Origin of the sequence: Rhizobium deserti (assembly GCF_004358025.1) — a bacterium.
Lineage (GTDB): Bacteria > Pseudomonadota > Alphaproteobacteria > Rhizobiales > Rhizobiaceae > Neorhizobium > Neorhizobium deserti.
The window spans coordinates 129,452-143,902 of record NZ_SMTL01000004.1 but is presented as its reverse complement, the minus strand read 5'-3'; the positions used below and the strand labels follow the sequence as shown (position 1 = coordinate 143,902).

The window sequence follows — 14,451 nt, the reverse complement described above, 5'->3', positions numbered from 1 at the left end:
CTCAGCAGACGGCCGCCATTTGTGGATTGGCTGTAACGAGAGCGGACTTCAGCTTCTCGATGGCGCGGCTTTCAATTTGGCGAACACGCTCCTTGGAAATTCCGAGTTCCGCACCAAGAGCCTCCAATGTGGCACCGTCGTCTGTCAGCCGACGGGCTCGGATGATCTTCTTCTCACGGTCGTTCAGCTTGGTAAGGGCACCTTGCAGCCACTTCAGCCGGCGTTCGCCGTCGATCATGCCTGAAACTTGCTCATCTGGCAGCGGCTCACCGCTGGCCAGCATGTCGAGACGCTCACCGCTGTCCGCATCGCCGGCAATGGACGGAGCCTGAAGAGATGCGTCATTGCCGGACAAACGTGCATCCATGGTCTGAACATCGGAAACACTGACGCCGAGGGCAACAGCGATCTCCTCGTGGATAGCGCGGGCGGTCAGGCTGGAATCGCCGCGGGCGAGCTTGGCACGCAGCCGGCGCAGGTTGAAGAAAAGCGCCTTCTGCGCAGAACTGGTGCCACCACGCACGATCGACCAGTTGCGCAGGATGTAGTCCTGCATGGAAGCGCGGATCCACCAGCTGGCATAGGTGGAAAAACGTACGTCGCGAGCCGGCTCAAACCTTGCCGCGGCCTCCAGCAACCCTACATAGCCTTCTTGAACGAGATCGCTCATGGGCAGGCCGAAGCCACGGAACTTAGATGCCATGGCAATAACCAGACGCATATGGGCAAGGGCGATCTGGTTGCGTGCATCCTGATCACGCCCGTCCTTCCAGCGGACCGCTAGATCCCGCTCTTCCTCGCGCGCGAGATACGGAGCTGACATCGCTATCTTGATCATGTTGCGGTCTGCGGACATGGCTGTCATCGTCTTCTCCGTGAGCGGCGGGGACGGCAGATCAGCAGCGAAACAAGCCGAAGGGCCTCGGTCAAGGTTGCCCACGTGTCTGATTGTTCCTGATGCTGCTGACGTTCCCCTCATCATGTGATGCAGAGTTCAGGCCCCGACTTCCGGAATCTGTCCCCCCTGGTTATCGAACAGAACTGAGAGCAGCATCACGCAGCATCAGTCGCCGTTCCGGCGGATTAACGCGCTACGGAAAAAAAAGTTCCAATAAAAAACCCGGCTCGAAGGCCGGGCTTTTTCACTATGATAGAGAGAAAGATCAGGCCGCTTCTTCCTGAGCTTCATCCTCTTCAACAGCCTTGCCGCGCTTGGGACCCTTGGCCAGGTTGGCTTCGACGACGCGAACGGCTTCCGTTTCCGACATCTTGTTCACGGCTGCGATTTCGCGCGCCATGCGATCCAGTGCAGCTTCGTAAAGCTGACGCTCGGAATAAGACTGCTCCGGCTGGTTTTCGGCGCGGTAAAGATCGCGTACGACTTCCGCGATGGAAATCAGATCGCCGGAATTGATCTTGGCATCGTATTCCTGGGCGCGGCGCGACCACATGGTGCGCTTCACACGGGCCTTGCCTTGAACTACCTTCAGCGCGCGCTCGACGAAATCGGTTTCGGAAAGCTTGCGCATTCCAATGCTGACTGCCTTGGCAACCGGCACCTTCAAACGCATCTTGTCCTTTTCGAAATCGATCACGAAAAGCTCAAGCTTCATGCCCGCAACTTCTTGCTCTTCGATCGCGGTAATAGTACCTACGCCGTGAGCTGGATACACAATAGATTCGCCAGTCTTAAAGCCTTGGCGTGCGGGAGAATTCTTTTTCAGTTGGGTAGTCATACGTTTCACAAACTCCCTTTAACGCACCCGTTTCGGGTCGGGAAAGCCGGGTCTGTCAGGCCCGGATGAGACGGGGGAAACCGTCGGTTCACTCCATACTGATCCCAACAACGCAAGCGAAAAACTTCTCCCATCGCGGAGCGGCGACCGACAACCTGGTAACGTTGAATGTCACGGGACGCGCGTTATGGATGATCTGTTGCTTTCGTGATGTTTTTTGGGCAAGCAAGTGCCGCCTTGTGGAACAGTTCTTGTTGTCTACCACAAAAAAGTGCGGAAATCAATAATTTGCTTTTGCATGTGCACAGTTTGCCACAATCGGCGACTGCCCATCGAAAAGGCAGCACCTCAATCTGTGTATCCACCATGCCAGAATGTAGACCTTAGTCTCCGGAACCAGGCTCTGCCGAAAAGTACTTTTCAAACTTTCCGTCGACGCCGTCCATTTCTTTTGCCTCCGGCAGCGGATCGCGCTTGACGGTGATATTCGGCCAGATCTGCGCGTATTCCGCATTCACCTTCAGCCATTTATCAAGACCCGGCTCGGTGTCCGGCTTAATGGCTTCCGCAGGACATTCCGGCTCGCATACGCCACAGTCGATGCACTCGTCAGGATGAATGGCAAGGAAGTTCTCACCCTCGTAGAAACAGTCGACGGGGCATACTTCGACACAGTCGGTATATTTGCAGCGGATACAATTGTCTGTCACGACATATGTCATGCGGCACTCCAGATATTGCGATCCCGGCGAGCCGCCCATTGAGAGCCGGCTGACGGTAAGCCGGCGGCGGGTCCATGTTGCAACGGCAAGGTCCGGCTTTTGGACAGTGAGGTAAAGCCTTTAAGGCTGCTTAGCAAGGATCAGCCTGCTTAAAACCACCGCTGCAGAAGTGGTTTTTTCTAATCAGCGTCCGTCTCCAGATCCGGATACAGCCGATCTGTTTCGCGGCGTTGCTTCTTTGTCGGACGCCCGCTGCCCCTGAGGCGTTGAGCTTGCTCGAACAGAGTCAACTTCTCGACCTCTTTGCGCGGCGGCGTCAGGTCGTCATAAAGCAGGCGCGCCTCTTCGAACGGCCCTCGCCTCTCGCCCCCGGTTCTGACCACAAGAACGAGATCGCGGCGCTCAAGCTTCAGATTGATCTGGTCGCCGGGCTTAACTTGGAAGCTCGCCTGGGAAACCAAATCGCCATTTACGCGGACGTTGTTGGAGTTGATAAGCGCCTGCGCGATGGACCGCGATTTTGCCATGCGGGCGAAGAACAGCCACTTGTCGATGCGCTGGCGCGTACCGGGCTGTGGCTGCTTCTCCGTCATGACGTTACTTCTTCATCTGCTCCTTGAGAGCAGCCAATTTTGCGAAGGGTGAATCCGGATCGATCGGCTTTTCCTTGCGCGGCGGCTTGGCCTCAAAGCGCGCAGGCTGCGGCGCTATGCCACGTTCGGGCCGATCGTGACGCTCGCCTCGTTCCGGCCGCTCCGACCGATTGCCTTCCGGACGACGGTTGTTCTCCCGGTTGGGCCGTCCCCCATCGCGGCGATCCCGCTCGCCGTTGGGGCGGTTGTCACGCCGCTCGCCTTCCCGGCGGACCTGTGGAGCTTCATTGCCTGCATTCCGCTGGCCGGCCGTTTGATTGCGGCGATCCCCATTCTGCTGTGGGCGTCCGCTGCGCTGGTTGTTGTCGCGGCCGCCACCGGGACGCCATAGAAGAACCGGCTTCGGCTCCTCTGGTTCGGCGGGCTTCGTGGCATCGCCTGCTTCCGCAGCAGGCGATGATTCCTCGTTCTCGCTCGATTCTGCAGCTGGCAAAGATTCCGCATCGACGGCAGCTTCTGCAGCTGGCGCAGCTTCTGCAGCGGGCGCTTCGTCGGCAGCGACCGTCTCGGCGGCTGCAGCATCCACGGCGACAGGCTCAGCGGAATTCGCTTCAGCTAGCGCGGCATCGGCTGGAACCTCAGCGGCATCGCTCGCATCGGCATCATCGCCTTCGGACGCCTCGGGAGGCGTCGTCGACGAGGCCGCAGCAGCGGCGCCTGCTCCGTTATGATCTTGGCTGGCAAGAAAAGCCTGCGCTTCCTCGGCCTTCACCGAGTCTGCCCGATAGCCGAGGCCCTTGAGAATTTCCTCCATGTCGTCCGGCGTGGCGCCAAGAATGGAAAGCATGGCCGTCGTGGTGGTGAAACGGCGACCATCGTAAGCACCCTCGGGGCGATTGGCCGAACCGGGCTTCCATTGCAGCAGCGGACGAATGAGGTCCGCCAGACGTTCGAGAATATCGATGCGAACCGCACGCTTGCCGAGGAAGCGGAAGCCGGCCAGCTTATAGAACATCCGCTCGAAGTTCGGATCGGCCACAACCGAAGTGCGGCCGGCCGCCAGCGCCGGGATCAAATCGCCGTAACCAGGCTTTTCGAGACCGTCATTCTTCAGGGCCCAGAGCAGAGTGATCAACTCGGCCGGAGCCGGCTTGAGAAGCGCGGGCATGAAAACGTGATAGGCACCAAAGCGAATACCATAGCGCCGCATAGAGGCGCGCGCATCCTGATCAAGCGACTTGACGTCGTCCGCCACGTCGCGCCGAAACAAGACGCCGAGATTTTCAACGAGCTGGAATGCCAAGCCCTTGGCAAGGCCCTGCAGATCTTCCGCCCGCGATAGATCGTCGAGCGGCTTCAGCACGGTGGCGATGTGGTGATTCACGAAACGCTCGATACGAGCGACGACATGGTCGCGTGCATTGCCCGTCAACTGCTCATCGGCCAGGAGGATCACGCGGGGACGCATGATATGGTCGCTTGCGGCGAGACGCCCAACAGGCTCTCCTACCCAGCGCACGAAGCCATCAGAACCAACGGCGAGATCGCTGTTGCCAGAAGCATAAAGCCGTGCGGCACGAGCTTCGAACTCCAATGCCAGCGCCTTTTGCGCAGCAGTCTGCACAGCCTTGGCATCGGGCCCTTCCGTCCCGGCAACGGGCGTGAACCGGAAACCGGCCAACTGCCCGACGTGATGCCCTTCTACAAAGACATCGCCATTTACACTGATTTCAGCTTCCAGCATCGCATTCTCTCTAAGGCGCCTCATGAGCACAGATGTCCTGCGATCAACAAAGCGTTTCGTCAACCTTTCATGTAACGCGTCCGATAACCTATCCTCTATTTCCCGCGTCTTTTCTTGCCAGTGTGTCGGATCAGCAAGCCAGCCGGGGCGGTTGGAGACATAGGTCCAAGTTCGGATCTGCGCGATCCGGGCAGATAAGGTATCGATTTCCCCGTCCGTCCGGTCGGCACGGCGAACCTGCTCAGCCATAAACTGTTCGTTCACCGTACCGAAGCGCACCAAATCGGAGAAAAGAGTCGAAATAAGGTCCGCATGCTGGGCCGGCGCAATCCGCCGGTAATCCGGCAGGGCACAGGCTTCCCACAGCTTTTCCACCCGCTCCGGCGTGTTGGCGGCATCCCGTATTTCCGGATAACGCGACAGGTAATCCAGCGCCTGCATATCCGTCGCTGGCAGGGCCCGTGTGAGGCCTGCGACGGTCGGCGGCGCATCGAGGCTTTTGCGAAGCGCCGGAAGAGACGAAAAATCCAGGTTCTTCGAGCGCCATTGAAGCACCTTGACCTGATCGAACTGGTGGCTTTCGATGCGCTCCACCAACTCATCGTCGAAAGGGGCAACCTGGCCGGTGACGCCGAAGGTCCCGTCACGGACATGCCGTCCTGCACGGCCGGCGATCTGCCCGAGCTCGCCTGGGTTGAGATTGCGAAACTGGTAGCCGTCGAATTTTCTGTCCTGTGCGAAGGCGACATGATCGACATCGAGATTGAGGCCCATGCCGATCGCATCGGTCGCAACCAGATATTCCACATCGCCATTCTGGTAGAGTTCGACCTGGGAATTGCGGGTCCGCGGGCTCAAGGCACCCAGCACGACCGCAGCACCGCCGCGCTGCCGGCGGATCAGTTCGGCAATGGCATAAACCTCGTCGGCGGAAAATGCGACGATCGCGGACCGCTGCGGCAGCCGGGTGATCTTCTTCTGCCCCGCATAGAAGAGCTGCGAAAGACGTGGCCGCTCAACAATGGTTATACCCGGTAGAAGCCTTTCCAGGATCGGACGCATCGTCGCCGCGCCCAAAAGCAACGTCTCATCGCGCCCGCGAAGATGCAGAACCCGGTCGGTGAAGATATGGCCGCGTTCGAGATCGCCGGCCAGCTGCACTTCGTCGATCGCAACGAAGGAGGCGCGCGTTTCGCGTGGCATGGCTTCAACGGTGCAGACCGAAAAGCGCGCCTGAGGCGGCGTGATCTTTTCCTCGCCGGTCACCAGCGCAACCTGCGAAACACCCACCTTTTCGACGACCCGCGCATAAACCTCGCGGGCGAGGAGACGCAGCGGCAAACCGATCACGCCGGAGCCATGCGCCACCATGCGCTCTATGGCGTAATGGGTCTTGCCGGTATTGGTAGGGCCGAGCACCGCGGTAACGCCGCGTCCACTCACAATCATGGGCTGGAAATTCAAAGCCAAATTCCGCGTCTAGATGCGCCTGCAGCTCGACACTCGTCTACAACGCCGCGCTTCTCACACATGGCCATGCTTTGCGGCAAAGACAAGCCGGGAGAAGGAAAACTACCACACTTCCATAATCGCTCCGCGTCTTGCGGCGGAATCGCTGCGACTGGAACGGATGTGAACGAATCGACGACGAATCGCTGACTCTGCAGGATTCCGGTTTCGTTCCCACCAGATGTTGTAGGCGCGGAGGAAAAGTCCGCCAGATGCTGAATGTTCCATGGAAAGACTTCAGGACAAGCATATACGCGACGATCCACAAGGCCGACACTGAGTCAACCTCTTGAACAAGATTCATTTCTTGGTTCTAGGCGGCTCGCGGACTGCAGCATTTTGTAATGCAGATATCGGCGCGACGGTTTTGCTTTCAGCCCAAAAGGCAGGCGATGAGACTACTAAATATAGTGATCTTCGGCTGCGGCGAGAAGTGGGCTCAAGGTGCCGCCGCTACCCGGCTGTAACATCCGTTAACCACACGTGACAACCTCTTCCTGATCTTCTGGAACAAATTGCAGGACGCCACGTTTCCTCGCCACAAAAGCACCGGCTTCAATGTGGAGTATACAGCATGCTCGGTACCATCCTGCTCATCATTCTTATTCTTCTTCTGGTTGGCGCCTTGCCAAACTGGGGGTACAGCCGCGGTTGGGGTTATGGTCCGTCTGGCGGCCTCGGCCTTGTTGTGCTGATCATCATCATTCTCCTGCTGATGGGCAGGATCTAAGGCGGCGGTGCCGCAGCAACCAAAGGGAAGGGAAACCGAAATGAAAAAGATCCTGCTTGTAGGCGCTCTCATGGGCTCGCTCGCATCATGTACCCAGACGGAAAAGGGTACTGCAATCGGCGCTGGCACCGGTGCCGTTATCGGCGGAGCAGTCACCAATAGCTGGGGCGGCGCTGCGATCGGCGCAGTCGGTGGCGGCCTTGTCGGCGCAGCTATTGGCCAGTCGCAAGAACGTCGCGGCTACTGCGTTTATCGTGACCGTTACGGCCGCACCTACGAAGCACGTTGCCGCTAATCACGCTCGCAAGCTTATCGGACCGGCGCCTGAGCAATCAGCGCCGGTTTTTGCTGTTTTAAGTGCATCGTGATCTGTGGCTGAGAAAGTGGAATCCATCGCCGCAAGTGCAGCCTGAGAAGACGAGCGGCGTCTCTCTCAGCCCGCCAGGAACTGCCCGCCATTGGCCGTCAAGGTCGAACCGGTGATGAAGCCGGCTTCGTCGGACACCAGAAAGACAACGCATCGGGCAATTTCTTCAGGCTCCCCAAGCCGGCCGACCGGTATCTGCGGGAGCACTTTCTCGCTCAGGATCTTTTCCGGAATGGCCCTCACCATTTCAGTCGCGATATAGCCTGGGCAGATGGCGTTGACGGTAATATTCCTGGCCGCCCCCTCGAGCGCCAGGGCTTTGGTGAATCCCAGATCCCCCGCTTTGGCCGCCGAATAGTTGACTTGCCCCATCTGGCCTTTCTGGCCGTTGATGGAGGATATGTTGACGATCCGGCCGAAGCCCCGCTCACGCATTCCATTCCAGATCGGATGGGTCATGTTGAAAAGACCGGAGAGATTGGTCCCAATCACTTCATTCCATTGTTGCGGCGTTGTCTTGTGAAACATGCCGTCGCGGGTAATCCCTGCATTGTTGACCAGGATGTCGATCGGCCCGAGCTCGGCTTCAACCTCAGCTATCCCTTTGAGGCAGGCTTCGTAGTTCGAGACGTCCCACCGGAAAACCGGGATTCCTGTGTCCGCATGGAATGCCGCGGCTTTCTCGTCATTGCCGGCGTAATTTGCAGCCACTCGATAACCGGCAGCCTTAAGCGCGGCAGAGATGGCAGCGCCTATTCCACGTGTCCCGCCTGATACCAGTGCCACCCGAGCCATACAGCTGCTTCCCCTGTTGCGCTTGTCAACATCGGCTTGTTGCCCAGTTCGTGGCAGCAAGCCGATTTGATCTTGTTCCGCCCTTGCTTTGAAGGAGACGCTACATCGCCTCCAGGCACATAGCGACACCCATGCCTCCACCGATGCACAGGGTAGCCAAGCCTTTTTTCGCGCCTCGCCGTTTCATCTCGAAAAGCAGCGTATTGAGGATCCGCCCGCCGGAAGCGCCGATCGGGTGGCCGATGGCAATTGCGCCGCCGTTGACGTTGACGATAGAAGGGTCCAGACCAAGATCCTTGAGGACGGCGCAGGATTGAGCCGCGAACGCCTCATTGGCTTCCACAAGATCGAGATCTTCGATCCGCCAACCGGCCTTTTCAAGCGCCCGGCGAGAAGCGGGAATGGGACCAGTGCCCATGAGCTGAGGATCGACGCCAGCTGTCGCCCAGGAAACGATGCGCGCCATGGGCGTGATGCCGCGGCGGACAGCTTCCTCTTCGCTCATCAGAACGGCAGCGGCAGCACCGTCATTGATGCCGGAGGCATTCGCGGCCGTCACCGTGCCGTCCTTGTCGAAGGCGGGACGAAGCTTAGCCATGGATTCCAGCGTGGCACCAGGGCGGATATACTCGTCCTTGTCGATCGTCACCTCGCCCTTCCTGGTCTGCAGGACGAATGGCACGATCTCGTCCTTGAAGCGGCCGGCAGCTTGGGCCGCCTCCGCCTTGTTTTGCGAGGCGACGGCGAACCGGTCCTGGTCTTCCCGCGAAAGCTGCCATTGGCGTGCGATGTTTTCCGCCGTGATGCCCATGTGATAGCCGTAGAAGGCGTCCGTGAGACCATCCTTGATCATCGTGTCCACCATCTTGAAATCACCCATCTTCACGCCGCCTCTCAGATGGGCGCAGTGAGGAGCCATGGACATGGATTCCTGCCCGCCTGCGACAATGATGCGAGCATCGCCAAGTGCAATCTGCTGCATGCCCAGAGCAACGGCCCGCAAGCCTGAGCCGCACAGCTGGTTGACCCCCCATGCCGTCGCCTCCTGCGGAATGCCGGCCTTCATCGCAGCCTGGCGGGCCGGATTCTGTCCCTCGCCCGCCGGCAGCACCTGGCCGAGAATGACTTCATCCACTTCCGCCGCATCCACACCGGCTCGCGACAGCGCAGCCTTGATCGCCGACGCCCCCAGTTCATGCGCCGGCACCGTAGCGAAAGCGCCATTGAATGACCCGACGGCGGTACGGCCGGCAGCCGCGATGACGATCGATGGATTGCTCACGGACGTCTCCTCTTGATGTTTCCTCTTGGCGCGAGACTGACAAAGCTTCGGCGGAGAGTCAAACCACCTGCCGCCGCCGTTTTGGTTACAAGCGCCCTGAATTTCAAGGATTTGCTGCGCAACAAAGCTCTCGCCGCGCCGCACAAAATCGATTGTCAGGTCGCCTCATTTAAGCTTACATTCGCGGTGGGAGAAGATGCCATTCAATAAAAATCAAAAACCATATTGATGGGAGCAGGAGGCAATTATGGCGAAGAACGAAGGCGAAGTGATTATCAAAAAATACGCCAACAGGCGGCTCTACAATACCGGGACCAGCACCTATGTCACGCTCGAGGACTTGGCCAAGATGGTCAAGAAAGGCGAAGATTTCCTTGTGCAGGATGCCAAGTCAGGCGAAGATATCACCCATTCCGTTCTGACGCAGATCATTTTCGAGCAGGAGTCCAAGACCGGCAATACGCTTCTGCCGATTTCCTTCCTGCGCCAGCTGATTTCCTACTATGGCGACCAGATGCAGATGGTCGTGCCGACCTTCCTCGAACACTCGATGAAGGCTTTCACGGATCAGCAGGTCCAGATGCGCGAGCAGATGACGCGAGCTTTCGGCGATACGCCGCTGAGCAAGAATTTCCAGCTTCCGATGCAGATGATGGAGGATCAGGTTCGCCGCAATACGGACCTTTTCCGCCAGGCGGTGCAGATGTTCACGCCCTTTACCGCACCGCAGCCGGCTCCCCCGGTAAAGAAAGCCGAGCCGAGGGATATCGACGAATTGAAGGAGCAGCTGCGCGCATTGCAGACGCGCCTGGACAGCATGGGCGCCTGATTAAAGACCGATCGAGACGTCGCGGCCGGCCGAGCGTATAGCGACTGCAAAGCCGCCGACGACATCCACGAGGGTGACCGTCATCAGGATGAAGAAGGTCTGCGTCGCCGCGTGCCGCACCAGCAGGAACTCCACCAGATAGGCGATGAAGACAAGCATGGACAGCATGTGATTGAGAAGCGATCCGCGACCGTTGCGGCTTGCCTTGAGGATTTCGACGAAAAGGAATATCAGGGCGATGACGATCAGCAGATCGGCAATCGTCATCGTCCAGTCTGCGCCGGAAAGCATCTGAAGCGAGATGACCAGACTGCCGAGCCCGGCCACGCCGCCGCCACCCATGACCCCGAGCACGGCAAGGTTATAAAGCGCGAAGGGGATGATCATCAGCGGCAGGGCAGCAAACATCGACAGCTCCAAGTTGAAACGGAAATCTTTGGCCGGAAGATGCGGGCTTGCCGATCACTCGGCAAGATGACAGACAACAAAAAAGGCCGGCTGAGCCGGCCCTTGATGCAAACATTCCAGAACAAACGCACTTATGCGTTTTCCTTCGGCGTAAGAACCTGGCGACCGCGGTACATGCCGGTCTTCAGATCGACGTGATGCGGACGGCGCAGTTCGCCGGAGTTCTTGTCTTCGACATAGGTCGGGGCCTTCAGCGCGTCGGCGGAGCGGCGCATACCGCGCTTCGACGGGCTTGTTTTTCTCTTCGGTACAGCCATTTTCGTTACTCCACTTTCGTGCAAACATGATCCCCGGCCGGAACTGAGGCCGATTGGGCATGTCTCGATCTCGGAAATTTGGGCGGCTTATACATGCCGCCCCGGCATTTGACCAGACCCTTGGGGTATTTTTCGCAAAAATCCCGCCGGTCAGGCTTCGTCTTCGGGAACGACCCAGCTCTCCACAAGCGCAGCCTCTTGCCATTTGAGCCAGGCCGGATGGGACTTCATCGCCGACATGTAGGCGAGCGTCTCGCCATCGCTTACCAAGTCGTAGACCTCGAAGCGATTGACAACAGGCGCAAACATGGCGTCGGCGGCCGAGAAGCTACCGAAGAGGAATGGGCCGCCGGACTTCATGCGTAGCTCGCGCCAGATAGTCTCAATGCGGGCCACGTCCTCCATGACGCCTTCAGGAAGAGCGATCCTGGCTTTCGGCCGCCGGATGTTCATCGGGCAGGCACTTCGCAGGGCGCGAAAGCCTGCGAGCATTTCCATGGAGATGGAGCGGGCAATGGCGCGGTCCGCCCTGTCCGCTGGCCAAAGACCCTTCTCCGGAAAGAGCTCGGCGACATATTCGATGATCGCCAGAGATTCCCACACCCGAAGCGCACCGTGATGGAGAACCGGAACCCGGGCTGTGGGCGAAATCTCCCGAAATTTCGGATTGCCCGCCGGAAAATCGAAGGGGATCAGAACCTCTTCGAACGGCACGCCGGCTGCCGTCAAGGCGAGCCAAGGACGAAACGACCAGGAGGAATAGTTCTTGTTGGCGATATAGAGCGTGAGCTTGTCCACTGGCTTCTCCTGTTATTCCTCGAAGTCGAAAATCAGCACTTCGTGAAAATGGTTCATATCCTCGAAGATGCAAAAGGCAGGCGGCCTGAGATCGAGGATTGGCGCCTGCTGGGCGATGGTATCCGCCGCCTCGTTCAACATGGCCTGCCAGCGCGGCAGCGCTTGGTCCTCAAGCCGCTCAATGACATAGGCGAACGTGATGTGAAACAGGTAGTCGTCGTGATCCGGGTGACGATAACCGAGAAGATCCGCAAACGCGTCGCGCCAGGCCCGCATGATCTTGCGGTCGCCGTCGGTCGCGCCATCGACTATAAGACCAGACGGCCGAGCCTTCGTCACCGCCACCTGGAAAGGTTCGCATAATGATAAAGCTTCGAGCCTTGCTGCCATGATTCCTGTCGTCTCCTCGATGGGCGTGTCGAGCGGGATGTCGTGCGGCCAGAAATTCGGCTGGCGCCGGCCTTCGATAATGCCTTGAAAGAGCGTCATGTGCAGGCTGGTGATCGGCGTGAACAGGAACTGCGGCGCCTCTGGCATAGCCAGATATTTTTCACGCACCTCGATCAATGCACGTTGCGTTTCCGTGTCCTTCTCAACATGGCAGACAATCGTGTTTCCCGGTTCGGGAAGAAAACCGCCCTTGCTCCTGTATCGCGTACCGAGGTGCGGCGGTGGGTTGCCGTTATAAGATTTCGAACAGTCGAGAAGTTCTGGCGAAAATGACATGGGGTTCATCTGGGCGATGCGCTTCTGGTGGACTTCGTTCGCCCATACGGCAGAAGCAAGAATGGCAGATGACGCTCCGCTCTTTTAGCGACAAGTTCTGATGTCACTCATAAACGCATCTGATGTACTCGCCGGAGCCCCGCGCCCGACGCTCTACCACCCCCGCAAGCCTCTGCACGCCGCGGCTTGGCTTGCCTGCGACCCTTGTGATGGGGTTCGGAAGCGAGACGGCCAGCAGGGCCGCCTGCCGGGCCGAAAGTTTCGAAGCCGGCACCTTGAAATGATACTGAGCGGCAGCCTCCGCTCCATAAATGCCCGGCCCCCATTCCGCGACGTTGAGATAGATTTCGATCATCCGGCGCTTCGACCAGACAAAGTCCGCACCCAGCGCCAGCGGCAGTTCCAGGCCCTTGCGGATGAACGAACGCCCGTTCCACAGAAACAGGTTCTTTGCCGTCTGCATTGAAATGGTGCTGGCGCCGCGGGTGGCTTCGCCATCCAGAGCGTCCTGCACCACGCCGCGCATTTGGTGCCAGTCGACCCCGCCATGGAAGCAGAACTGGCCATCCTCCGACATCATCACCGACCGCACCAGATGGGGCGAAATACTGTCGAGACCTACCCAGCGGCGGTCATAGCCGCGCAGTAGAACAAGCTCCGAGAGCATCAGTGTCGATACCGGGCGGGTGAACGGCAAGGCGTAAACGAGAACGAGCAGGTAAGGCAGCAGGATCAGGGCGACCAGGGCCATCAGGATCCTGCGGATGGTCGCGCCGCGAAACGAAAACGGCCGCCGTCTCACCGCGGGAGCCGGCTCCTCTTCAGCATGCTGTTCAGGGGTGATGTCCAAGATCCGCTGTCCGTTGTTTAACATTTCATAGCTGCTGGAACGGACGGAGGCGAGTCCGGAGCGGAAAACTTCGCATATGCTGGTAAATCCCGATTGCCAGCCATTGGCCTGCATGCCAAACAGCGCCCATGACGCCGCCGAAGATCGCATTCGAAACCCGTTTGAAGGAAGCTGCTTGCGAAACGGGGGCGCTTCTGTCGCGCCTCCTGTCAGACACGCCCCTTGCCGACGAGATTGCCCGCCCGGCGCATCTGATGGCGGCGATGCGGCATGGCTCCTTGAATGGCGGCAAGCGCCTGCGACCTTTCCTCGTTCGCGAGAGCACTGCTCTTCTCGGAGGCCCAGCGGAGGCTGCCTCGCGTGTCGGCGCGGCGCTGGAATGCATGCATTGCTATTCGCTGATCCACGACGACTTGCCCGCCATGGACGACGACGACCTGCGCCGCGGTCAGCCGACGGTACATAAGGCCTTTGATGAGGCGACAGCCATTCTGGCCGGTGACAGCCTGCTCACCTATGCGTTCGACATCATCGCGGCGCCTGAAACCGCACTTGCGGACAGGCTGAAGACCGAGCTCGTGCTTGCCTTGGCGCGGGCTGCCGGCCCTGGAGGCATGGCGGGCGGCCAAGCTCTCGACCTTGCGGCAGAAAATCACGCCCCCGACGAAGACGGCATCATGATGCTGCAAGCCATGAAGACCGGCGCCCTTATCCGCTTTGGCTGCGAATCCGGTGCCATCATCGCCGACGCCAGCCGTGAGCACCGCGACCGCCTGCGCGCCTTCGGCCATAAGATCGGCCTGGCATTCCAGCTCGCCGACGATTTGCTTGATGTCACTTCGGATGCTGCAACGCTTGGCAAGGCAGCAGGCAAGGATGCCGCCCGTGGTAAAGGCACGCTGGTGGCCCTGCATGGCACGGAATGGGCTGAAGAGCGCCTGGAGGTTCTGACGGCGGAAGCGGTCGACCTCCTTTCCCCTTACGGAGAAAAGGCGCTTGTGCTGCAGGAGGCAGCAAGGTTCATCGCCGGACGTGACAGCTAGGA

At 59.1% G+C, this 14,451-nt stretch carries 16 protein-coding genes; 4 read left to right on the top strand and 12 right to left on the bottom strand.

What is annotated here, in order from left to right:
• Position 1: 1 nt before the first annotated feature.
• From E2F50_RS16335 to E2F50_RS16315, 5 genes are all read right to left on the bottom strand, one after another.
• Positions 2 to 865, bottom strand: coding sequence for an RNA polymerase factor sigma-32 (locus E2F50_RS16335; protein WP_133317247.1), 864 nt, complete (start codon positions 863 to 865; stop codon positions 2 to 4).
• Between the two features lie 298 nt (positions 866 to 1,163).
• On the bottom strand, positions 1,164 to 1,736 hold the full coding sequence (locus tag E2F50_RS16330; protein ID WP_133317246.1) for a CarD family transcriptional regulator: 573 nt from the start codon (positions 1,734 to 1,736) through the stop codon (positions 1,164 to 1,166).
• A 383-nt stretch (positions 1,737 to 2,119) separates the two neighbouring features.
• Positions 2,120 to 2,458 carry a ferredoxin FdxA gene (gene fdxA, locus E2F50_RS16325; RefSeq protein ID WP_133317245.1) on the bottom strand — a complete coding sequence of 113 codons (339 nt, stop codon included), beginning with the start codon at positions 2,456 to 2,458 and terminating at the stop codon, positions 2,120 to 2,122.
• A 179-nt stretch (positions 2,459 to 2,637) separates the two neighbouring features.
• The gene (locus E2F50_RS16320) at positions 2,638 to 3,051 is read right to left on the bottom strand and encodes an RNA-binding S4 domain-containing protein (RefSeq protein ID WP_133317244.1); all 414 of its coding nucleotides are present in this window, start codon (positions 3,049 to 3,051) and stop codon (positions 2,638 to 2,640) included.
• Positions 3,052 to 3,055: 4 nt separating this feature from the next.
• The gene (locus E2F50_RS16315) at positions 3,056 to 6,265 is read right to left on the bottom strand and encodes a DEAD/DEAH box helicase (RefSeq protein ID WP_133317243.1); all 3,210 of its coding nucleotides are present in this window, start codon (positions 6,263 to 6,265) and stop codon (positions 3,056 to 3,058) included.
• 613 nt (positions 6,266 to 6,878) lie between these two features.
• Between E2F50_RS16315 and E2F50_RS16310 the strand changes: the two genes are divergently transcribed.
• Both E2F50_RS16310 and E2F50_RS16305 read left to right on the top strand, forming a co-directional pair.
• Positions 6,879 to 7,034: a DUF3309 family protein gene (locus E2F50_RS16310; protein ID WP_133317242.1), complete on the top strand. Its 156-nt coding sequence runs from the start codon at positions 6,879 to 6,881 to the stop codon at positions 7,032 to 7,034.
• A 40-nt stretch (positions 7,035 to 7,074) separates the two neighbouring features.
• Complete coding sequence (locus E2F50_RS16305) at positions 7,075 to 7,329, top strand: YMGG-like glycine zipper-containing protein (protein ID WP_133317241.1); 255 nt, start codon at positions 7,075 to 7,077, stop codon at positions 7,327 to 7,329.
• Between the two features lie 138 nt (positions 7,330 to 7,467).
• On the opposite strand, the gene phbB is transcribed toward E2F50_RS16305, so the two are convergent.
• Both phbB and E2F50_RS16295 read right to left on the bottom strand, forming a co-directional pair.
• Positions 7,468 to 8,196: an acetoacetyl-CoA reductase gene (gene phbB / locus E2F50_RS16300; protein WP_133317240.1), complete on the bottom strand. Its 729-nt coding sequence runs from the start codon at positions 8,194 to 8,196 to the stop codon at positions 7,468 to 7,470.
• Positions 8,197 to 8,296: 100 nt separating this feature from the next.
• Positions 8,297 to 9,478 carry an acetyl-CoA C-acetyltransferase gene (locus E2F50_RS16295; protein ID WP_133317239.1) on the bottom strand — a complete coding sequence of 394 codons (1,182 nt, stop codon included), beginning with the start codon at positions 9,476 to 9,478 and terminating at the stop codon, positions 8,297 to 8,299.
• A 247-nt stretch (positions 9,479 to 9,725) separates the two neighbouring features.
• Between E2F50_RS16295 and phaR the strand changes: the two genes are divergently transcribed.
• Entirely contained in the window at positions 9,726 to 10,307 is a 582-nt protein-coding gene (gene phaR / locus E2F50_RS16290) for a polyhydroxyalkanoate synthesis repressor PhaR (RefSeq protein ID WP_133317238.1), read from the top strand.
• On the opposite strand, the gene E2F50_RS16285 is transcribed toward phaR, so the two are convergent.
• The 5 genes from E2F50_RS16285 to mtgA form a co-directional block, all read right to left on the bottom strand.
• Positions 10,308 to 10,715 (bottom strand): hypothetical protein, encoded by a 408-nt coding sequence (locus tag E2F50_RS16285; protein WP_133317237.1) that lies wholly within the window; start codon positions 10,713 to 10,715, stop codon positions 10,308 to 10,310. It abuts the gene before it with no gap.
• A 131-nt stretch (positions 10,716 to 10,846) separates the two neighbouring features.
• On the bottom strand, positions 10,847 to 11,032 hold the full coding sequence (gene rpmF, locus E2F50_RS16280) for a 50S ribosomal protein L32 (protein ID WP_037081346.1): 186 nt from the start codon (positions 11,030 to 11,032) through the stop codon (positions 10,847 to 10,849).
• 150 nt (positions 11,033 to 11,182) lie between these two features.
• Entirely contained in the window at positions 11,183 to 11,830 is a 648-nt protein-coding gene (locus E2F50_RS16275) for a glutathione S-transferase family protein (protein ID WP_133317236.1), read from the bottom strand.
• Positions 11,831 to 11,842: 12 nt separating this feature from the next.
• A complete protein-coding gene (locus E2F50_RS16270; RefSeq protein ID WP_133317235.1) occupies positions 11,843 to 12,565 on the bottom strand; it encodes a DUF1868 domain-containing protein in 723 nt (240 codons plus the stop codon).
• Between the two features lie 94 nt (positions 12,566 to 12,659).
• Positions 12,660 to 13,307, bottom strand: coding sequence for a monofunctional biosynthetic peptidoglycan transglycosylase (mtgA, locus tag E2F50_RS16265; RefSeq protein ID WP_245515446.1), 648 nt, complete (start codon positions 13,305 to 13,307; stop codon positions 12,660 to 12,662).
• Between the two features lie 227 nt (positions 13,308 to 13,534).
• Between mtgA and E2F50_RS16260 the strand changes: the two genes are divergently transcribed.
• Positions 13,535 to 14,449 (top strand): polyprenyl synthetase family protein, encoded by a 915-nt coding sequence (locus E2F50_RS16260; protein WP_133317233.1) that lies wholly within the window; start codon positions 13,535 to 13,537, stop codon positions 14,447 to 14,449.
• Positions 14,450 to 14,451 lie beyond the last annotated feature (2 nt).